This window comes from Methylomonas sp. 2BW1-5-20, assembly GCF_052474515.1.
Window position 1 is genome coordinate 1088011 of record NZ_CP184127.1, and the last position, 21004, is coordinate 1109014.

General features: G+C 53.3%; 19 protein-coding genes. 7 read left to right on the top strand and 12 right to left on the bottom strand.

The window, feature by feature from the left end; all coding sequences use genetic code 11:
• Positions 1–74: 74 nt before the first annotated feature.
• The 5 genes from ACH50O_RS04990 to ACH50O_RS05010 all read right to left on the bottom strand — a co-directional run bounded on the left by ACH50O_RS04990 (position 75) and on the right by ACH50O_RS05010 (position 7198).
• Positions 75–2264, bottom strand: coding sequence for a CHASE2 domain-containing protein (locus ACH50O_RS04990; protein WP_446810933.1), 2190 nt, complete (start codon positions 2262–2264; stop codon positions 75–77).
• Positions 2265–2395: 131 nt separating this feature from the next.
• Positions 2396–2878, bottom strand: a complete 483-nt coding sequence (locus ACH50O_RS04995) for a hypothetical protein (protein ID WP_446810934.1) — start codon at positions 2876–2878, stop codon at positions 2396–2398.
• 38 nt (positions 2879–2916) lie between these two features.
• Positions 2917–5052 carry a hypothetical protein gene (locus ACH50O_RS05000; RefSeq protein WP_446810935.1) on the bottom strand — a complete coding sequence of 712 codons (2136 nt, stop codon included), beginning with the start codon at positions 5050–5052 and terminating at the stop codon, positions 2917–2919.
• On the bottom strand, positions 5042–6382 hold the full coding sequence (locus ACH50O_RS05005) for a FecR domain-containing protein (RefSeq protein ID WP_446810936.1): 1341 nt from the start codon (positions 6380–6382) through the stop codon (positions 5042–5044). The genes ACH50O_RS05000 and ACH50O_RS05005 overlap by 11 nt, the downstream gene beginning before the upstream one ends.
• Before the next feature lie 150 nt (positions 6383–6532).
• Positions 6533–7198 carry a Crp/Fnr family transcriptional regulator gene (locus tag ACH50O_RS05010; RefSeq protein WP_446810937.1) on the bottom strand — a complete coding sequence of 222 codons (666 nt, stop codon included), beginning with the start codon at positions 7196–7198 and terminating at the stop codon, positions 6533–6535.
• A 278-nt stretch (positions 7199–7476) separates the two neighbouring features.
• Between ACH50O_RS05010 and ACH50O_RS05015 the strand changes: the two genes are divergently transcribed.
• The 7 genes from ACH50O_RS05015 to tnpA all read left to right on the top strand — a co-directional run bounded on the left by ACH50O_RS05015 (position 7477) and on the right by tnpA (position 13347).
• Entirely contained in the window at positions 7477–7929 is a 453-nt protein-coding gene (locus tag ACH50O_RS05015) for a hypothetical protein (RefSeq protein ID WP_446810938.1), read from the top strand.
• Between the two features lie 492 nt (positions 7930–8421).
• Entirely contained in the window at positions 8422–8607 is a 186-nt protein-coding gene (locus tag ACH50O_RS05020; RefSeq protein ID WP_446810939.1) for a hypothetical protein, read from the top strand.
• A 30-nt stretch (positions 8608–8637) separates the two neighbouring features.
• Positions 8638–8913, top strand: a complete 276-nt coding sequence (locus ACH50O_RS05025; protein ID WP_446810940.1) for a hypothetical protein — start codon at positions 8638–8640, stop codon at positions 8911–8913.
• Positions 8914–8920: 7 nt separating this feature from the next.
• Positions 8921–9355 (top strand): nitrogen fixation protein, encoded by a 435-nt coding sequence (locus ACH50O_RS05030; RefSeq protein ID WP_446810941.1) that lies wholly within the window; start codon positions 8921–8923, stop codon positions 9353–9355.
• A 45-nt stretch (positions 9356–9400) separates the two neighbouring features.
• On the top strand, positions 9401–10648 hold the full coding sequence (locus ACH50O_RS05035; RefSeq protein WP_446810942.1) for an HlyD family secretion protein: 1248 nt from the start codon (positions 9401–9403) through the stop codon (positions 10646–10648).
• Positions 10649–10650: 2 nt separating this feature from the next.
• A complete protein-coding gene (locus ACH50O_RS05040) occupies positions 10651–12780 on the top strand; it encodes a peptidase domain-containing ABC transporter (RefSeq protein ID WP_446810943.1) in 2130 nt (709 codons plus the stop codon).
• A 132-nt stretch (positions 12781–12912) separates the two neighbouring features.
• Positions 12913–13347 carry an IS200/IS605 family transposase gene (gene tnpA / locus ACH50O_RS05045; RefSeq protein ID WP_446810944.1) on the top strand — a complete coding sequence of 145 codons (435 nt, stop codon included), beginning with the start codon at positions 12913–12915 and terminating at the stop codon, positions 13345–13347.
• A gap of 77 nt (positions 13348–13424) precedes the next feature.
• On the opposite strand, the gene ACH50O_RS05050 is transcribed toward tnpA, so the two are convergent.
• From ACH50O_RS05050 to ACH50O_RS05080, 7 genes are all read right to left on the bottom strand, one after another.
• Positions 13425–14342 (bottom strand): lipase family protein, encoded by a 918-nt coding sequence (locus ACH50O_RS05050; protein ID WP_446810945.1) that lies wholly within the window; start codon positions 14340–14342, stop codon positions 13425–13427.
• A 255-nt stretch (positions 14343–14597) separates the two neighbouring features.
• Positions 14598–15800, bottom strand: coding sequence for a hypothetical protein (locus tag ACH50O_RS05055; RefSeq protein ID WP_446810946.1), 1203 nt, complete (start codon positions 15798–15800; stop codon positions 14598–14600).
• A 36-nt stretch (positions 15801–15836) separates the two neighbouring features.
• A complete protein-coding gene (locus ACH50O_RS05060; RefSeq protein ID WP_446810947.1) occupies positions 15837–16469 on the bottom strand; it encodes a glycoside hydrolase family 19 protein in 633 nt (210 codons plus the stop codon).
• A gap of 66 nt (positions 16470–16535) precedes the next feature.
• Positions 16536–18293, bottom strand: coding sequence for a DUF2235 domain-containing protein (locus tag ACH50O_RS05065; RefSeq protein ID WP_446810948.1), 1758 nt, complete (start codon positions 18291–18293; stop codon positions 16536–16538).
• Positions 18294–18433: 140 nt separating this feature from the next.
• On the bottom strand, positions 18434–18838 hold the full coding sequence (locus tag ACH50O_RS05070; protein WP_446810949.1) for a hypothetical protein: 405 nt from the start codon (positions 18836–18838) through the stop codon (positions 18434–18436).
• Positions 18839–18931: 93 nt separating this feature from the next.
• Positions 18932–19957, bottom strand: a complete 1026-nt coding sequence (locus tag ACH50O_RS05075) for a DUF2235 domain-containing protein (protein WP_446810950.1) — start codon at positions 19955–19957, stop codon at positions 18932–18934.
• A 465-nt stretch (positions 19958–20422) separates the two neighbouring features.
• The gene (locus ACH50O_RS05080; protein ID WP_446810951.1) at positions 20423–21004 is read right to left on the bottom strand and encodes a hypothetical protein; all 582 of its coding nucleotides are present in this window, start codon (positions 21002–21004) and stop codon (positions 20423–20425) included.

A 21004-nucleotide genomic window follows, 5' to 3' on the forward strand; every position in this document is an offset into this window, starting at 1 on the left:
CATTTGCTGTTGACGCTTTTGTTATATTTGGCGCCTATTGGCCGTTTTCACCGATAGCGGGTAAGCGTCGGCGTTTATTTGCCATCCAATACAACAACACCATCCCAATCAAGCGGCGGCACCTCGCCAAATTCCAAAGCCTTTTCCAGATAAAATCGACTGGGGCCGTCGTTGGCGTCGCGAGTGAGTGCCGCTTGAAATAGGTTGGCGGCCTCCGGCCACCGGCCTTGCTGAAAGGCTGCCAGACCGTCGTTAAACAAACCATGTACTTCGTTCGGCTGGGCATCGCCGCAGTGCTTGAGTCCGACGATTTCCACCAGCGTCACCGGCTCAGTACGGCCGACTACGCGAAACTTGCCTACCGGCCGGGAGACGATGTCGTCCAATTCGGCGGCGATGCTGTGCGATGCCAAAATTCGCGTGCCTAAGTATTTGTTCACCCCCTGAATCCGCGAGGCGATGTTGACCGTATCGCCGATGGCCCGGTAATGGCTGGAACTGCCTGCATCCAGGCTGCCCAGCGTCAGGTCGCCTTCGTGCAGGCCAATGCGGGTGGCAAGCGGGGCTAGACTGGAGGATAGGTTAAAGGCTTCCACCGCCGTGGCCATTTCCAGTGCGGCCAAGCAGGCGGCGCGGCGTTGTTGTGTTGCCGGCGCATCGAACCACACCGCCATCATCGCGTCGCCGGTGACGTCGGCAATCACGCCGTCGTGCGATACCACCGGATGGCCTAACACCTGGTAATAGGTATTCAATAGCGTCCACATTTCCCTTGGCGAGTGTTGGGCGGCGATGCTGGTGTAGCCCTCTATGTCGGTGGCCAGACATAAACCGCTGACATCTTTTTCCGTACTTGCCGGCGCAAAGTGGCCGGCTTCCGTCCATTGTCCTGGTGCGGAAGGCAGCATACCCACCCATTGCGGAAACACCCTGCGCACGAATGCCAGCATGCGCCCCCGTTCGCGCATCAGGTCGTAGCGCGACCAGGCCAAGCTCAGCAGCCAGGAAAGCGGCAATTGAATTAACAGCGGCCCGGCGACCGGCAGCCACCAATGGCGTTGGCCGAACAAGCCGATCGCGGTGCCTGCGTAAACCAGGGCAAAGACCAGGCTGAGGACGATACCGGGCCAACCGGTAAAGCGGATCAGCAACAGGGCGAGCAGCCAGCCAAACGCCGCAGATACCAGCCAGGTTGGCGCGGGTATTTCGAGAAAGCGGTCTTCCAGCAAGTTTGCGAACTGCGTGGCCATGATCTCTACGCCGGCCATTTTGCCGCTACGCGAGTCGGAGTAAGGCGTCTGGAAGAAATCGGATTTACCCGGTGAAAACTGGCGGTTGGCACGGCCGACGAAAACGACTTTGTCTTGTAAATCGGTCACTTTGCCTTCGTATACGTCGGCGTAGGATTCCATGCGCAAGGTGCGCGGAGGGCCGTAGTAATTTAGATAACGGCTGTCGCCGTCGCAGACAAGGCGGTCGATTTGGCGCTCCAACGGCGTTTCAGCCTGTGGCTGATCGATCATGGTTTTGCAGGCGCGGCGGCGTTCGGTCAGCCACGCCGAAAGCGGTTGCTTGGCGCCGTCTAATTGTCCGCTATCCTGCAAATAGTAAAACCAAGTCAGCACCGGCAGGCTGGGCGTCTCGGCCAGGGCGTCGAAAAAAGTCCAGATTTCGCGAACGCTGGCGTTTTCGGCGTCGTTAAGCAGATAAAACGGGGTGCGGTCCAAAGCCGCTGCGGCAATGGCGGGTGTCGGCGACACTTTGCGCATGGCGACCAGTTGCTCGGGCAGTTCGATGTTCGAATCGCCTTCCCGGGAAATTGCCGGCCGGCTATTGCTGTCGGAACATTCCTCGCGGCCGTAAAAGTCCTGGTCGCCGTGGCGGAATTTTTGTACGCATTCCACCAGCAAGATATTGCCGGCAGCGCGCATGGCTGCGGTCAGGGCTTCGTCGTCGGCGGGGTGGGGCTGAATGAATTGCAGGTCGAAGACGATTAGACGCGCACCCTGTTTTTGCAATTGTCGGATCAACCCGGCGTGAAAGCCGCGCCAGCGGGTCAGGTCCTGGCCAACGCCAAGCCGGTGTTCCGAGGCTTCGTCCATGGCGACGATGGCTACATCGGTGGGCGGATGTTGGTTGCCACGAATTTGGAATAAGGTGTCCAAACCCAGGGAAGATTCCAGGTCGGCGGAGATGTTGACAAGGCTAGCCACCAGTAATGTCAGGGAGGTGACAACCAATGCACGGAAACAAAAGCGTTTCATCAATTGGTAGGTTTAAGTATTCACCACGGAGAACAGTTGCTGGCGGAACCCGAACACATCTGGGTCAGGTTGTTTACTCCGGGCTTATTCATCCAGTCTGCACCGGAAATACCCGGAGTTGTCTGCTAAAGTTATGGGCGGCGCTTGGGTTTGGTGCAATTCACGACCTGATCGCCACCGGAATAAACGCCGTTGCAATCCGAACCTTCATAAAGAGCGGTAACAGTGACGACAAATCGCGCTGGTTTTATCTCACCGTTTTTCTTGATTTCGCCCTGTATCGGTTGCTTGCTCAATTCCAGTGCGGTTCTCAATGCCTGTGTATTGTCGTTGATAACCAACTCAACGTTACATTTCGAGTCTACGTCAGTGGATGATTTTTCGGTAGTACGACTTACCTGACTGTTGTCCCCAGGCTTGATACAGGCCGGAACCACGCTACCGTTCTCAGGATTCAGCGCAACCACTTTAGTCGTTACGAAATTGATGCCCGTGGCTAATGCCGCTCTGTTATCTGTAAGTGTTTGAAGCGGATTATCAGGCGAACAGCCGAGTATGAAACTACTGCTTAGTATCAGCAATATGGCGGATTTATGGCAGGTTTTTATAATCATTTTATTTCTCCTAGTTATAAAATTTCTTGACAATTAATTTAATAAAAAAAACTGAGTTTTAAGAATAATTGCCGTTCGGGAATAAAGGGGCTGATTTGTGGGCCACTGGCGTCAAAATTACTCTGATAGTTAAATTTTGTATCGAATAAATTCCTAACTTCAAAATTGATTGTGCCCAACCGCTTGGGGAAACGATAACCGAGTGCTGTATCGAAGGTCCAGAAATCTTCACTACCATAAACCAAAGGTTCACTGATGTTGGCGACATGTTGACTGACATAGGTGCCGCTAATTCTGGCAAACAAACCGCTAGGGTGAAAAAAATTTACCGAAAGTGGTACTTGATGAGTACCTATGCTGAGGGGGAAATTCGCGGGAGAATTGGCAGGTGAAAATTCCTGATCAAGCAATTCGTAACGATATTCGGTTTTAAACGCCAGCCACTCCGCAGGTGTCCAGTAGCCATAGGCTAAATGAGACGATTCGTTGCGTTTTAGCGGGTTAGTGGTGCCTGTGCCGATGTTGTACACGGGCTGTTGACTGACACGCCAGCTGACTTCTCCGCCAAGGAATAGGCTTTTTAATGGCTGATAATCGATGCCAAAAGCATAGCGCCAAGCGCTGGCGCTGTTATTTTCGTCAAAGAATTGATTGAAACCGGCGATTTGCGTCGGTTCGATGGTCTGGTTGGCGGTCAGACGGCGGTTCAGGGTTCTAAATGCCGCGCCGCGCAGGGTCAAATGTTCGATTGGATTCCAGGTGATGCCGAATTTTGGATTGAATTGCTGGCGCTTAAGTAGAGCTGGAATCGGGTATAGTGGGTCTGACGTGCCGTCCTCATAAAAGGTGGAGGATTGGAAGTTATTAAGATGGTTGTTTACCGAGTCGAAACTGATACCTAAGGTGGTAATCAAGCCGGGGATAAAATATTGCTTCGAATAGATATAGCCGTTGAAATGATCGGTATCAAATTGTTGTCGGGTGGTGGGGTATTGTAGTTGAGGTGGTGGCGCAAAAAAGTTGGTGAGTTTATTCTCGCTAAAATGGTTTTCCAGATTTGAATATCCGACCCCGGAGATCAGTTCGAAATTATGTGGGTGAAACAAATATTGCCACTCGGTTTGATAACCGTTGTTTTTACTTCCCACCGAGTTATCTTGTATGTAACTAAAAAAATCGTCTTCCGGATCCATATAGACGAAGCGATTGCCAGTTACATCGCGCCGTGACGTATAGAAACCCGAGGCGATAATATCTTGCTCGGGGTTGATTCGATAATGACCGCCAATCCTCGCAGTATCCTGCTTGATGGTTTGTCTCAGAGTTGCATCGTGTGATTCGTTTAAACGCATTGCTACGTCGCCAGCCCTAACGTTTTCCGATTTCAGTTCGGCCTGTAAGCTAAAATCTGGGGTAAAGGCATATTGAGCAAAGGCATCGTAGACATTCTGCTGATAATCGTCGTTTTGGCGAAAGCCGTCGGTTTGGTAATGGAACTGGCCCAGGCTCATCGACAGGTTGTTGTAAACGCCGGAGACAATGGCGCTGTCGGTTTTGGTGTTATTGCTGCCATAGGCGCCATTTAACAACACATGCGGCCCATTGGCGGTATACAGCGGATCGTATTCGTTGACGGACAAACTGCCCGGCCCGGTATTATTCAAAATGCCGATATTTTCGCCGGTTAGCTGCGGTTGCACGGGGGTGATGTTGATCGGTTGCAGCAACTGCGCCTGCAATAATTCACTGGCGCGGGCGACCCGATAGCGAGGTTGGCCGACGTAAGAATCCGATAGAAAGCGGTGGGTGGAAGGGTTGGTGGCGTCTTGGCCCAGGGAGTTCCAGGCCTCTTTCAAGGCCACGCGCCCAAATCCCAGGTCGTTGTATATCCTGGCCAAGTTGGCGCTACGCGCTGCGGCATCCTCGTCCAGCAACTGTTCGGAGCGATATACGCCGCGATTGTCGTTCAAGTCTTTGGCTTGCTGCATGTCCTGCAACGCTTCTATCGGCCTGTTGCCGGCTTGTTTGCGCAGGGCATCGTAAAAATAGGGCGTCGGGTCTTTCGGATCGCGTTGTTTTGCCAGATCGAATTGGTCGCCGGCAAGGTTTTCGCGTTTTTCCTCGTAATAGGCTTTGCCCAAATAACTGCGCAGCAGGGAGTTGTTAGGGTCCAAAATGGCGGCTATTTCCAGATCCCGCCTGGCCTTCCAGGTTTCCGCCGCGGATTTTCGCCAAACCCAAACCCAGGCGCGGCAGGGGGGCGGTTGAGTCCAACTGTACCGCTGCTTCGAAATGCCGTAAGGCCTGTTCGGTTTCCACCCGGAATAATTGCGAAAAGCCCTGCACGGTCTGGGTTCTTTCCAGATTCGGATCAAGGGTAAAAGCTTTGGTCGCCGATTGCGCGCTGTCGCTGCGTAAGCCCAGTGCCAATTGCAGCTCGGATAGCCGTGCCCAAGTCAGCGCGTCGTTAGGCGCGAGCTGAACGGCATGTTGTGCGGATCCCAAGGCTTTTTCCAATTCGAACGCCGCTTGCTGGTTGTAGGACAAGGCCGAATAAGCCGTTGCCGATTGCGGATTTGCGGTTACCGCGCGTTCGGCCAGACTTAGCGCGTCGGCTTTGCGATTCTGGGTCAGCGCCAGTATGCTTTCCAGTGCCAAGGCTTCGGCGTCGTTCGCCTGTTTGGCAAGTATGGCTTGAATGTCCTGCGTCGCCAGTGCGCTTTGTCCGGCGCTAAGTCTGATTGCGGCGCGGGCTTTCAACAGTTCGATTGACATTTGCGGCTGCGGGATGCTGTCCAGCGCGCTGAGAGCCTTGTCGATTCGGCCTTGGCGATAATCCTGAATCGCGGCCCGTATCGCAGGGGGCGTATTCGCGTCGCGCTCGGAATACGGCAACAATGGCGGGTAATACAAGGCCCAGTTCACCGCGTCGTTTGGCTTGAGGTCGATTTGCGCGCGCGGGGCTTGGCCGAGCAGGGCTTGTCCGGCTTCGCCGGCTTTTAGATGTACGTCGCCGTGGGGATTGAAAAAGCGCACCGCGCCTTCGTAAACCCATAACTCGGCGCTGGCATCGTCGGCGCATAATGCAAACTCGGTGCCTTCCGGTCCGGCATTTGCGATAGGGGTGGTGATTTGTAGTTGTTTGGGGGTGCGGCTGATGAAATGCACAAAGCCTTTTACCAAATCCAGCAGAGTAAGCTGGTTGGGTGCGATGCCGTTTAACGTCAGCACCGTACCCTCGGCCAGACGCAGGGTAATGCCGTTGGGTAGCAGCAACGACGCTCGGCTGTAAGCTTCGACCCGGACTCGGCTGCCTTCGCAAAAGTTTTGCTCGAGTTTTGCAGGTTGCCATTGACCGTTGCCGCCGGCGTCATAAAACAGTGTGCCTTGCAGCGACACCAGTTTTGCTGATTTGTCTTCGCTGCAGCTCGTTTCGGCCGCATCGGTTTCCGCCATGCACATTGGCGTAAATAAAACCATGAAGCAAATCACAAGGTGGCGCATTTTATCTCCGAAAGGCGTTTTTCCCGGATGATAAAGTCTGAATCCCTAACTGATCAAGGTAATATTTAACTTTCGCTGTTATTTTTTTATTTTTGTCAATTGCCTGAATGTGCAATTTGGCCGCTTACGCGGAAATCCGTTATAAGGATATTACCAGGCAGCCGGCGGCGTATTTTCGATTCTGAGAACTTTCTCGTCGACGCTGATATAACCGCCCTTGGTTAACTCCTTCATCACCTTATTGATCATCTCTCTGGATGAGCCCACCATCGTGGCCAGTTCCTGTTGCGTGGGGCGGTTATGAATGACATAAACGTCGCCTTCCTTCTCGGCCATGTCCTGCAGGATTTTGATGGTTCTTTCGTAAACGTTGGACAAAGCCATTTGCTTGACTTTCTCGGTCAGGAATCGGACCTTCTCGGACAATACCTTGAGCAGGGCGATCGCCGCATCGGGATGCTGTTTCAGCCAGTAGATGAAATCGGTTTTGGCAATGACTGCGCACACAGTTTTCTCCTGAGCTTCCACTGCGGCGGAACGCGGTTCGTCGCTCAACAGCGCCAGTTCGCCGAAATACGAACCGGCTTCCTGTATCAGTAAAGTGACTTCCTTATCTTTGTCGTTGCTGCCGAAAACCCTCACCTTGCCGGATAAAATCACGTACAGCGAACTGGTTTGATCGCCCTCGGCGACGATCATGGCTTTTTTCGGAAATTTAATGATCTTGGCCTTGGAGGCCAACGCTTCCAGGGCATCCTCCGGTAAATCGGCGAGGAAAGGGATATTGCTCAGACTGGCGATGACTTCTGCTTGCATGATGATCGGTTATATCTGCTTGGGTTTAAAACGAAGCCGCAAATCGATAACGGTCTGTTAGGTCTGTAACGCGAGTTCTGATAACAGGACGTTGCAAAGGTGAAGTATTTCACACATTTTCCAGCAATTAAATCACAGACCTACAACTTTTGCGGTAATAGACTCCGCATTGTGTCAACGCCTTGAATTCGTGCGAATTTCCGAAAACGAATTCGCCGGACCCGCTACCGATGCTTTATCGGTTCCGTGTTTTATATTCATTCGATATAGAGGTCGGTATGTTTCGGTTTGTTGTTTATCTCCAGCCCGTCATATTGATGCTGGTATTTTTGTGCGGAATTGGCGTAGGGCGATTTGGCTTGCTCGAATCCCTGCCTAAAAACGGCTCTGACCTAGACACTGAGAGCCCGGAGCGGGTAACGATAGGTTTGGGAGGGGCGCCAACAGTCTCGGTACGCGCAGGCGAGCAGTGGCTGGCCAGTCTCGGTGCGGACGTTGCGGCAAGCAAGGACTTAGCCGAAGCCGAGACGAAATCGGCTGAACCGACGGATATGTTCGAATCAAAGGAATCCGCTATCGGCAGCGACCTTGCGACGAATACTTTATGGACTCCACTGGCTCAGACCGATGAGGGCGATGCTGTCGTTTCGCTGGAAGCCGCCGGGGTATCGATATCGGCGATGCAAAACCCGGCGGACAACATATTCGGCATGATTATTCACGCCGACTGACCAAGTCAAAATGCCGGTACTGTTTTCGCTATCACGTGATGGCATTTAGCCGGACGTATAACATCGTATTTTGCCGCCGACCAGTCTTCCTTGTTTGAGCAAAGCCGGTTCCGAATTTTTAATCCATCTTCCTTCGCATAAATCCCAATTCTGTCCGGTATGGATCGGGATGCCGGATTTTCAGTTTTTTCAATATCTATTCAAAACGCATACAAAGGCAGCTTAGTTCCGAACTGATTGGGCTTGCCATGCCTTTGGCTCTGACCTCAAGGCCAGCTCTGCCAAATCGAAGCCCGCGCATCGAATGAAAAACTACCCAGATAGGGAGTGGAATTTGTCACAGCTTTTCGGAGGGCTGACGCCTAAATTATCAATACCCGCTCAAGTTCACAAACCGGTAGATGGGGATGCGGCTGGCAAGCAATTTTGTCGGTATCGCAGTCGTTGGGCCGGCGGCTTGCCGGCTTCATAACTTTATTAAGGAGAAAGACAATGTCTCAAAAATCCAAATTCGATCAAGACCTGAAAGTCTTGCAAGCAGAGGATTTAAATCGGGTGTCCGGCGGTTTGATTGGTCCGGATCAAGATTTAAGCCAATTTCCGCGCAAATTTTGGCCGGTGATCAATCCCGGTGCGTTCAACATTAAAGTCGCTGTTGCCAATCTCGTCACGAGATAAGGCCCTTTTTACTTATTTAGGAGAATTGTTATGTCAAACAAAACCACTCGAATTTCTTCAGACGAACTCTCAACTTTTGCCGCGCAAGGCATCGAGCGCGCCTTGCAAGCCCGCGAGGCTGCCGGTATTGAGTTGAATCCGGACCAATTGGATCAAGTCAGCGGCGGCTTAAGTGCTCTGCTTAGCCGAGGTATTATCGCCGGCGGCCCATGGTTCGATCAGATTAAGGGCTTTAACAACGTCATCACCAACCCTGGTGCCGGTGGCTTGGCAGGTGGCATTCAAGGAGCAACCCTGCTGGGTTGATAGCGCCATGACCTCGGATAACCCAGTGTTATGCCCCAGCGCGCAGCCGGAGTGGGAAGGTGCCCAAGTCATCGGGGTGATGACCGGCACCGCGGACGAGCCGGAAATGGCTTATCTGAATGCCCCGCAACCCGTGACTGAGCAATTGCTCGAATTGGCCGGTCCGGTCAGCCCAGCGGAGGTGTTCCGCTTTTCCGCGCCCTGCGCCTGCACGGGTTGCGGGCACTATGCGGAGGCGGAATCCAAATGCCGGCTAGCTGAAAAAGTTGTGCGCTTCACGCCGACGGTCACCGAGCAATTGCCGGTTTGCGCGATTCGTGCCGATTGTCGCTGGTGGCTACAGGAAGGCCGCTCGGCGTGTTTTAGATGTCCGCAAGTGGTGACCAATAACCTCAAGCCGACCGAAGACATGCGGCGGGCGGCCGACTACGGCGTTCTCTGAGGACTTTGGTCTGAATGTCAAAAATGGTGGGAAGGAAACGGCGCTATGAAACATGAATTATTTCGACAACAAGCCTTGGATTTTAAAAAAGACAAGCCCTTAGGGGAGGTTATTCACGTGGAATCTTTGTCGTTTTCCTTTCTCACTGCTTTAGCCGTAGGTAGTGCCTTCGTGCTGATGGCCTTTGCCTTTTGGGGCGAATATACCCGCAAATCCCATGTGAACGGTTATTTGTCGCCGAGCATGGGTTTAATCAAAGTCTACGCACCGCAAGCCGGCACCCTGATCGAGAAACACGTACGCGAAGGGCAAACCGTCAAGGCCGGCGATACGCTGTTCGTGTTGTCCACCGAAAGCAGTTCACGGGAAACCCCGCAAGCCCAGGCGGCGGCGATAGAGCAATTGAAGCAGCGCCGGGAAAGCCTGGAAACCGAACTCATCAAACAAGAGCAAATCGATCAGATTCAATACCGCTCCGTGTTGGATAGACTGCACGGCATGCAACGGGAGTTGCAACAAGTTAGTAGTGAGATAGATACTCAGCAACAGCGCCTGGCCGGCGCCGCCGCGACTTCGCAGCGCTACCAGCAACTACTGAGCACGAAATTCGTTTCGGCAGTGCAAGCGCAGCAAAAACAAGACGAATGGCTGGATCACCAAGCCAAGCTGCAAGCCTTGCAACGGGTGCAGATGACCTTACAACGCGACATTCGCTCGGCGCAGCTGGAAGCGGACAGTAGCCAGATGAAATTTAAAAATCAGCGCGCGGCCATCGAACGCAATATTTCGACCTTGGCGCAAAACATCACCGAATCAGAATCGCGCCGCAATATCGTGATTACCGCACCGCACGACGGTACTGTTACCACGATCCTGGCGGAGCAGGGACAAAACGCCACGACCGCCAATCCTTTACTGTCCATCCTGCCGCTAGGCGCCAAATTGCAAGCGCAGTTATTGGTGCCATCCAGTGCGGTGGGCTTTGTCGAGCAGGGACAGACTGTTTCGGTGCGCTATCAAGCTTTTCCGTATCAACGCTTTGGCAGTCATCAAGGCCGCATCGTCGAAATCGCTAAAACATTGATTACGCCCAAGGAAGCCGATTTGCCGGTGACTTTGCAAGAGCCGGTTTATCGGGTCACCGTCGAGATCGATAAACAAGCGGTGCAAGCCTATCGCCAGGATATTCCGCTGCAATCCGGCATGCTGCTGGATGCCGATATCTGGCTGGATCATCGCCGCCTGATCGAATGGGTATTCGATCCACTTTATAGCATCTTAGGACGGGTCTAATCATGACTATACAACATATCCTCGACTTTTCTGGCCGGAAAAAAACCCCGCTGATTTTGCAAACCGAAGCGGCCGAATGCGGCTTGGCTTGCCTGGCGATGGTGGCCAATTTTCATGGGCACCGGGTGGATTTGGCTAGCCTGCGGCAGAAGTTTTCGCTGTCGCTGAAAGGCTCGACCTTGAATCATTTGATTCAGATCGCCAACCAATTACATCTGGGGTCGCGGCCGGTACGGGTGGATTTGAACGAACTCAGCAAACTCAGCCTGCCGGCCATCTTGCATTGGGATTTCAATCATTTCGTGGTGTTGACTCAGGTTAAGCGCGGTGTGGCGACCATACACGATCCGGCCAAAGGCACCGTCAACTTGCCTTTTACCGAAGTCTCCAAACATTTCACCGGTATTGCGTTGGAGTTGCAGCCCACTCAAGCCTTTACCGCAAAAACCGAACGTCAACAAATCAAGCTATCCCGCCTCATCGGCCAGTTGAATGGTGCCTCCAGCGCTACCTTGCAAATCATTTTATTGGCTGCAGCCATAGAAGTGTTTGCAATCGTAGCGCCTTTTTTTATGCAACTGGTGGTGGATAACGCGGTGGTCGCTCGGGATACCAATTTACTGACGGTATTGGGTTTGGGGTTCTTACTGCTGGCCTTGATTCAGATAGGCATTACCGCGTTGCGCTCATGGGTAGTATTGGTGTTGAGCACCTCGGTTAATTTGCAGATGATGAGCAATCTGTTCGGGCATTTATTGCAGTTGCCGATGAATTTTTTCGAGAAGCGCCATCTGGGCGACATTGTCTCGCGTTTCGAGTCCTTAAACGTGATTCAAAGAACCCTGACCACTAGCTTTCTGGAAGCCATCATCGACGGGGTGATGGCATTGGTGACGCTGGGCATGATGTTGGTGTATAGCTGGAAATTGGCGGCCATCGTCAGTCTGGCTGCGTTGCTTTACGGCATATTACGGCTGGCGTCGTTCGCGCCGCTCCGAGCAGCCAGCGAAGAACAAATCCTGCGCGCGGCAAAGCAGCAAACCAATCTGCTGGAAACGGTGCGGGGCATGCAAAGCGTGAAATTATTCAACCGACAGCTGCAACGCCGCCACGGCTATCAAAATTTGATGGTCGATCATTTCAACGCCGGTATTCGCGTGCAAAAGCTGAATATCATTTACCGTGGACTGAACAGCTTGTTGTTTGGCGTGGAAAATATTGCAGTGATCTGGCTCGGCGCCTTGTTCATTCTGGATGGAGGCTTTTCGGTGGGGATGTTGTTTGCGTTCATGTCCTTTAAGGACCAATTCACCCATCGGGTCGGCAGCTTAATAGAAAAAAGTATCGAATTCAAAATGCTGGGTTTGCATACCGAGCGCGTCGCCGATATAGCGCTGGCGGAAGCCGAAGATGAGCATGTTAGCGGCACCCGTCACGAGCAATTACCGGCATCAATACAAATTCGCAATTTGGATTTCACTTATGCGCCATCCGAACCGCCGGTGCTGAAGAATCTGACCCTGGATTTTGCCGAAGGTGAGTCGGTGGCCATCATCGGTCCGTCCGGTTACGGCAAAACCACGCTGGCTAAACTGATCCTGGGTTTGTTACAGCCTAGTGCCGGCGAAATCCTGATCGGCGGCGTGCGCTTAAATCGTATCGACAGTCACGATTACCGCAATATGGTGGCGGCGGTGATGCAGGAAGATCAATTATTCGCCGGCTCGATTGCCGACAATATCTGCTTCTTCGATCCGGAACCGGATCAAGCCTGGATCGAAACTTGCGCGCAACTGGCGGCAGTGCATCAGGATGTGATGACGATGCCCATGGCTTACAACACGCTGATCGGCGACATGGGTACGGTATTGTCCGGCGGGCAAAAACAACGGGTGTTGCTGGCTCGTGCCTTATACAAACGCCCAAAAATTCTGGTACTGGACGAAGCTACCAGTCACTTAGATTTGGCGCGCGAAAAGCTGGTGAACGGCGCGGTGCAGCAACTAAAACTGACACGCATCATCATCGCCCATCGCCCGGAAACCATCGCTTCGGTGGATAGGGTGGTTGATTTGCAAGTCATAGCGGAAGTGGGAATTAACGAAAGGCAACTGGTATCTCGGGCCGCATAGATCACCGTGGAAGCATTTTATGTAATTAATGACGGTAAACCCCCGGCTATGCCGGGGGACTCCCAAAGGTTTGACCTATAAGGCGGTCAAACGGATTCTCGGAAACTTGATCAATAGTTTGGAGAATCCGAAATGAGGGGGTACCAAAGTCTGAGTCACGCGAGATGGAATTGCAAATATCACGTCGTGTTTATTCCGAAACGAAGGCGAAAAGTGATGTTTGGTCAATTGCGTAAGCATTTGGGATCGGTATTCCATGAGTTGGCGAAGCAAAAGGGCTGCGAAATTGTGGAAGGGCATTTGATGGCTGATCATGTTCATATGTGCCTGAGCATCCCGCCCAAATATGCGGTATCGAACGTTGTAGGCTTTATCAAAGGCAAAAGTGCGATATCGATTGCCAGAACATTTAGAGGGAAGATGAAGCACTTTACGGGTGAAAATTTCTGGGCAAGAGGTTTCTTTGTTTCAACGGAGGGTCTGGATGAAGAGATGGTTAGAAATTACATCCGAGAGCAAGAACGTGAAGAGGAACGTTACGAGCAGTTGAGCCTTTGGAAAAGCTGATCGCCTTCAGGCGATTCCGGTAATCGGCCCCTTTGAGGGGCTAACAATAATAAGCCCCCGGCTTTGCCGGGGGTGATTTAACTCAGTGATCTGGCCTTTAGATCCGGCAGCGTAACTGTTGAATTGCCGAAATAGCGCTGGACTGAGGCGGCAATGCCGGTATCTTCGAAATCATCGGCCACGTGGCTGGTGAACATTTCGGCGATCGAACCGCGCACGCTATTTTTGATGGTGATAACGCCGTCGATCAAATGATCCAGCGGGTTGCCGACACTAACATTGTCCTCTTCGACAAATTCCGACACTTCCGTTACTGTTTCCAAACTCAAGGGTACCTGCGGCACCGGGTCTCTGTCGTTGTTGATGACGTAGGCGGTTTCCGCGGCAATTCGGGCGAAATCCTGGGCAAACTGTAAATTGCCCGGCTTGGGTTGAGCAAACAGATAGGATTTCAGTGCTGGTTTGGCGGCGAAGGCTAGTTGGTAAGGATTATGCCTGTCGACAGTTGCGTAATATAAAAAGGCGTGGATCAGCGTGGCTACCGCAGCGCCTTGGCTATGACCGGTGATCGTGATTTTAGTGATCGGCTGTTGCGTTTGCCTTTGCTGTAGCTGGGCCAGAATGCCATGCTGGGGATCGAACAACAGCGAAAACGCCGCGTAGCCGAATCCCATATGCACCTCGGCGTCCGGGGTGGCCGCGAAAGCGATGGGCCGTGGTGTGTCCTTGGGGTATTCGAGGCCGGCGTAGGCGGGAATTGTGGCCGCGTAGGCGTCGGCCAATATGCTGCGGCGTTCGCTGACCGTGCCGCGTATCGCAATCGCGATATGACCGGGATCGCTAGCCGATTGTGCCATCAGCCAGGCGTTGTTCAGCGGGTGCAAACCGTTGGTCTTGATATCGTTGGGATTGTCGCCGCTGCCGTCCCAGGGCCAGATTTTGTTCCATTCGGTATTGCCGGGATGGCGGCTGTCAAACACCAATTGCCAGCCCACCGGTTTGGCTTGGTATTGATGGTTGGGATCGGGCTTGTTGGGGTTGTTGCGGTCGTCCTGGTTGTTCAGTTCTATGCAAAGCTCCAGCAGCGAGGCTGCTTCGTTGGCGTCGAATCCACCTAGGCCGGCCGCACGGGCGGCAAGCCGTTGTCTCTGAGCTGTTGATAGGCGGCGATGGAATGGTCTTTGGGTAGGGGGTTACATCCTGTTACCAGTAGAGGAAATAAAACCAAACTCAGTTTAAGGGCGTTGGATTCATTGCGAAGCGGCAGCATGGGATTCTCCAGCTTGGGCTTTTGCGCACCATTGGGCGCGTTCGGTGACATGGCGAGCGACGACCCCGGCGGCGGTTTCTACTAATTTGGCGATCGCTTCGTTGTTCAACGACCCCCAGGAGCCGCCGCGGATCGCCTTGCCCACCGCGCCGGCCACGCTGGCTTCGGCCTTGCGGGCTTGGGCCTCTATCTCTTGGAAGCCGGCTTCGTCGATGGTGATTTTGGCGGAGGCGCCGTCGTGCCGGTCGTAAACCCAGTCGAACGGTTTGCCGAAATCGATGACATAACCCGTCAAGCTGCCGGCCGGGGTGGTGTTGGGCAGTACCGGCAACGGTGCGTAATGGTCGCGGATGGCTTCCAGCAGGATGCGCAAGGTGTCGGCGGCGATCTGGCTGTGGTCGATGCTGACTTGGCTGCCGGTTTCGACGATGCCGGGGAAGCCGTATTGGGTGCCGTCGCGGCCAACGAAACCGGTGCTTTTTTGCGCCAGCTTGCCTGCGGATTTGCTGATTTGCTTGTTAACCAATTCCAGCACTTTCTCCAACTTGGGATCGTCGGCTTTCAGCTTTAACAGCGACGCGGCTTGTTGTTGTAGTTCGGTTTGTTCGGCGGGGTCTTGGATGACCTGTGAGACTAGTTGCGCGCCGCCTTTTTTGAAATAGGCTTTTAGATAGATTTCTTCGAGTTTCAAGGTTTGTTGGGTGTCGGCGGCGAGCAGAGCGGTATCGGTTTTCAGGCGATCATGAAACTGTTTACGGCGTGCCTCCAGATCGGTTTTGATTTTCTCTGCCAGGCCGGCTGGGCCGTCCAGGTGTGGTGCGGTCGTCAATTTAAGTAGCAGTTCCGAAATCAACGGATGGTCGCTGAATAGATTGTGATCTTCCAAGCCATTCAGTTCGTCGACGTTGGCTTTAAGGTCGTCGGTTTTGCCCTTGACCTCGCTCAGTAGTTTGGCTAAGCCGGGCTCGAGGCGTGAGGTTAACGGTGCCATGCAGCCGACGAAGCGGGACTCATCGATATTGGCATTCGAATTCTGAATTTTCAGCGTCAGTGCGTCCAGTTTGCTCTGAATTTTTCCAACGTCCGGCAACTGGCCAACGGTGGTGCAACCGGCGAATAAGCAGGTCGATGCGGTTAACAGCCAGGGAAGTAGGGGTGTCTTAGCAAAGTTGAAGTAGTCCATGATTTGTCCTCATTGGCGAGAGTGATTGTTTCGCGATTACTTCACTAACGGCTTGATGGTGCGATACAAGGCCAGGCGATCCTGCAAACCGGCGGTGCCGCCGTTGATCTTTTTGGTGATCGCGGTGAAGTCCTCGATATCGTTGTCGTCGGTTTGGTCGTCGGCCAATGCATTCAAGCCGTGGCCGAACCAAAAGTAGGCCGCGCTCAATGCTGCCCATTTCGGTTCGATCAACAATTCCGGCTGAGCGATCAAATCCACGCCCAGGGCCTTGCCGACATCGGTGTAGTTGCTACGGCCGGTGATTTGAATCAAGCCCCGGCCGCGAAACCGGTAGCCGTCGCCGGAGCTTTCCGGGCCGTTGCCGATTCGGTTGGCGTAGATGTAATTGGCCAGTTTTTCCTCGTTGGCCACATAGGGCGCGGCGACCGCTTCGGTTGGAAAGCGTTTGGGCCAGACCGCCACCAGCCGCGCGGCGGTTTTGTAGTACAAGCCTTCGGTCAAACGATTGAATTGGCCGGATTCGTGGCCGGTTTGCGCCAAAAAGCAGGCGATGCGGCCGGGATTGTTGATTTGAAATTGCTCCATGGCCGGGTTCAACGCATCGGCCCAGACATCCGGGGCTTTGCACTGCGGGAGAGCGGATTTGATTAACGTGGCGTCTATCATGTTGCTACCTCTTTTATCAGTGATCGATAACCGCCGGGCGCCGGGCCCGACAGCGTGGGTTTAGCGTTACAACAAGTCCGTCATTTGCCGGCAGATTTTGTCCAACTTGTTGACCAAACGTTTGCGGGCTTCCTGCATCGCTAACAAAATCGTCAGCATCAGTACCGATATCAGCGGATAGACCTCGACGACATAAGTAATGAAGTTCTCGAAATACACCGGCGTGACGTAACGCAGCAGGTCGCCGATCAAACGTAACGGCCGGTTATTGGCCGCCGCGCAGAAGGCCGGCTCGCTCCCGTTTTTACAGGCTTGGTATTGGACCGAATCCGGCAAATCGACGACTTTTTGCTGGATGCTGAAATAGTCGTTACTGGCCAGCGGCGCGTTATCGCAAGTTTGATTACCCGACTCGACATGAATTCGGGCAATCTGCACATGGGTTGCTTCGCAATCGTTAAGCGCGACGACCGCATCGGGCGGGTTTTTCCAAAACACGCCGGCCACGAGCATGATCAGCATCGTGATTTCGGCGAATGCGCGGTACAGGTGTTTCCGGGATTGAATGATCCGGTTGCCCTCTGTCTCCAATTGCGGCCAACTGGGTCGATCCGGATTTTGCAGTTTGCTGTAGTTTTCGAGGGCGTCGACCGCTAGCGTCACTTTAACGTTGGGGGTTTGCGGGTCTTTGGCATCAATGACATCGAAACGCGACGGCAGACCATCCGGCGCGTAGCCTTCGCTGAATTCCTTGAGTTTGCGGTAGGCGCTGTAATGAAGGGTGATTTTTTTGCCGTTTAGCTTGTCCTTGCATAATTGTGAGAGATTGCGCGGCCCGTAGCGGTAATACAAGGCCATGCCGTCGCGCGAGTCGTACAGTTTGTCGTAGATGTTGGCGCTCTCCCGATATGAAGTCAGCACGTCGTCATACACCACCAAGCCGTGCGCTTGGGCTTTTTCCAGCATCCAGACCAGCGCCACATCCGACATACCGGTGCGCGGGTAGCCGCCGCCGACATTGGAATGCACGCCGGCAAACCAGACTTGCTCGACAGTGTTGTTGAAGTTGCGCTCATCCCACACCAAGGGATGAAAGGTCTGGCGCTCGTCGTCAATGGCTAGCGCGTGATAGGCATGCTGGATCGAGCTGTTTAACTCGAAGTCGTAAAAGTTGTGGGCCAGCGGTGGAAACTGATCGGTGAATTTATCCAGTGCGCCGAAAAAGTATTCCAGCGCCCAGCTGAAGTCTTTGGGGAAGCCTAGGGCCGAGACCGTGTCCCAGACGCCGATGAAATGGATCGTCAGATTGCTGTTCGGCGCGTAACCGTCGCCGGTGACTGCGTATTGGTTCTTGAATACTAGCTGCTTGGCGGCGTCCTTGCTGCGGTAACAGGCAAACGCTTCTTTTACCAAGTTCTCGAACAAGTCGGAATCGAAACCGCTAGGCCCTTGGGCGTGGCGGATATCGACCAAGCCGCAGGCGTTCAGAAAGCCGGCAAAAGCCCTTACTGTCGCGGCGCCGCGGCTGAAACCGAATAAAAAGATCTGGTCGCCCGGTTTATAACTGCGGGCCAGGAAATGATACAAGTGCAAGAGGTTGTCGCGAAACCCAAAACCGAAAGCGCCGGACATCGCGGTCCAATATTTATTTTTGCTGGTGTCGCTTTTGTCGGTGCCGACGCCTTGGTCGTAAAACGTGTACTGATGGGCGCGGTTGGATGTGACATCGACGGCTTTGTAGGTTTTATATACGTTGCTGTCCGAGCCGTAACCGCCTTTATTGCCGGTGCCGTCGGAACAGAGGACGATGTTTTTGCTGGTCATGGTATTTCACTCCTCCGGTAGCCGGAAAGGGTTGTTGTAAGCGGATAACAACGCCAAGTAATCGGCGTTGGGCAGGGTGCAATGACATTGGGGTGCGGCTGGTGCTGCGGTCAGCGTCAGGGCACTTCTCAGGTTAAGCATCAAGCGACCCGTGTGATGTCAACCAATAAGGGTTGGGTCGGAACGCGGAGGTTATTGCCGTAAAAAAGCCAGAGATCGTTGGCGAATAAAAATAGCTCGCCAGCTCTGTCGATGTTTTTATCGCCACCCGCACCGCTGCCGATCGGGAAATTGCTGCTTTCGTCCCGAGCAATATTGCCGCCCAGATAGAATAAATCCTGTTGGGGCAATCGGCTCAAACGCAGGATATAAGGCGTCCACCTATTTCGCCAACCGGTTGGCCCGCATACGTGGGAAGCATCTTGCCAGGTGCCGTGCGCGGCAAAGCGATACTGCTCGCCAAGTGCCACCTCAATATCGGTTGGGTAGTAGCGTTCGACCGGGTCGACATCCCTTGTAACGGTTTGGTTAATCTCGAGTTTCATATCAATAGCCCTTGACTAGTCGTGCCAGCTGCTTGCAGGCGCGGCGGGAAGCAGAAAGTTGATGATAGGTGTCATTGCGTGTCGTGGCGTTGCTTAGGGATGCGGTCGGTGAAAATCGCCTTTTAGGTCTATATGCTTAATTAACAAACTACTCGCGCCGGGCACCGCTATGCCCACATACGCCGGCAGTTTTACGAATATCAAGGTGGCACACCGATAGAACCAGGTCTGCGAATTGTGCTGTGCCGCATTAGGGTTCGGCGCAAACGGCGGCAGCGGCGCGATTTTGCCTAGGTCCAGTTGCAGGCCGTGCTTTTCCGCGTTATCCGCCATCCAGGCCAGCGCGACATCGGCCAGACCGGAGTCTGGATAGCCGCCGCCAACGTCGGAATGCACGCCGGGAAACCACTTTTCCTGGAAGTCAGTCGGGTCATGGTGCTGTTCGCTTAATTCCCAGCGCGTGGGACGAAACGGCCAGCGATGTTCGTCAATTGCCAGGGCGTGATAAGCGCTTTGAATGCTGGAGCTGAGCTTGGTGTCATGAAATCCACATCTAAACAGCTTGTCGATGATGGTGCTTAACACAATGCCATAAGGCGCGCCCAAGGCGCCAACTGTGTCCCAGACGCCGACGAAATGAATGGTTTTGGTGGACCAGCAATTTTCCGCCTGATATTTCATGGCGTTGGGCGAGTTCGGCTTCCACTCCGGCGATTTGTCCCGATAATAATTGAAAGCTTCATTCAACTTGTAAAAGTTATTGCGCTTGAGGATGCCCAAATTATGAATAAATCCGGCAATGCTGCGTGCGGTAAAAGCGCCGCGACTAAAGCCGAACAGAAAGATTTGATCGCCTTCCTCGTAGTTGCTGCAAATAAATTGATAGCCGTCCTTGATGTTATCGGAAATGCCGAAACCGAAACCGCCGCCGGTAATCCGCTCCGCAAAGCGCGTACCCACGCCTTGAATGTAATGCACCAGTTGCGGATTGCCGCGCCGGTCGAGTTCCGTGGTGGCTTCGAACAACCGGGCCACGTTGGTCGGGCAGGGTCTGTTGTCCGGCGATTCCTGATCCGCGCTGTTCCAGGTGCCGTCGCAAAATACTATGAGCTTTTTCATTATTATTTTCCTCAAGGTTTGAGAGTGATTCGCCATCGGTTTTGTCGGTGGCGAAGGGTTGTGGTAGCCAAACGTTGCCGGCGATTTATGCGTTAAGCGCTTCGGCGTATGTTAACCAACATCACCAAACTGTCGACGCGGTGGTGGTTACTATAAAAATACCAAAGATCGTTGGCAAACAAAAACGACGGGTCGTTCGCTTTTATCGTTATCTCGCCGGTCGCACCTGCCGGAAAATTATGGGTTTCGTTTTAACCGATATTGCTGCCCAAATAAAATAGTTCGTGGTCGGGCAAACGGCTCAAACGCAGTACGTACGGCGTCCACCAACTCTAGCCCTCTCCCGATGGGAGAATGGATCTATTCTTTTCATCTGAAGCACCTTGCTAATCAGGTATATCATTGCCACCGTTGTTGATTGGTGCAATGTTGTTTGGGGAAGAGGATGCTTTAGACGAATAGTCTTTATCCGCATGCAAATCCCGGCTGTCCGTCACCTGCAAGTTTAACGGGACATCCTGTGTTATCGCTTTGAGTTCCTGCCGAAACCAGCCGTCCTTGGAAATCGGCTCGTCCAATTTCACTTCCTTGCCGTCCAACGAAAGTTTGTAGCGATAAGGCGGATTGCCGCCGGAAGCATAGGCCAGCAACCTGACGCCATCGGCGCTGCGTTCGTCGTTGATCACTACATCCAGGCTTGTCGGCGGAACCGAAATAAAAACCGATCACCGTATCCAATATGCCGGTAAAAACGGTAAAAATTTCCCTGGCCCGGCGAAAGCCTTGATCCTCCTGCTCGTTATTGGAGAAAACCAGCGCGGTCAATATCATCACCGCACCGAAGACGATGGTAAACAAGGTCACCAGAAAGGTGATAAACCCCTGCGCATATTCCGGGTTGCGCAGTTCGCTCAGCGCCGCTTCCGGCGCAATTTGCCGGCCCAGCCACAACAACACTGTGGCGACGATGCCCACAATAGCAATGGTGAAGATGGTTTGGGCGAAGGCCAACAGGGTTTTCAGCGATGCGGAGAAGGCGTTCATCAT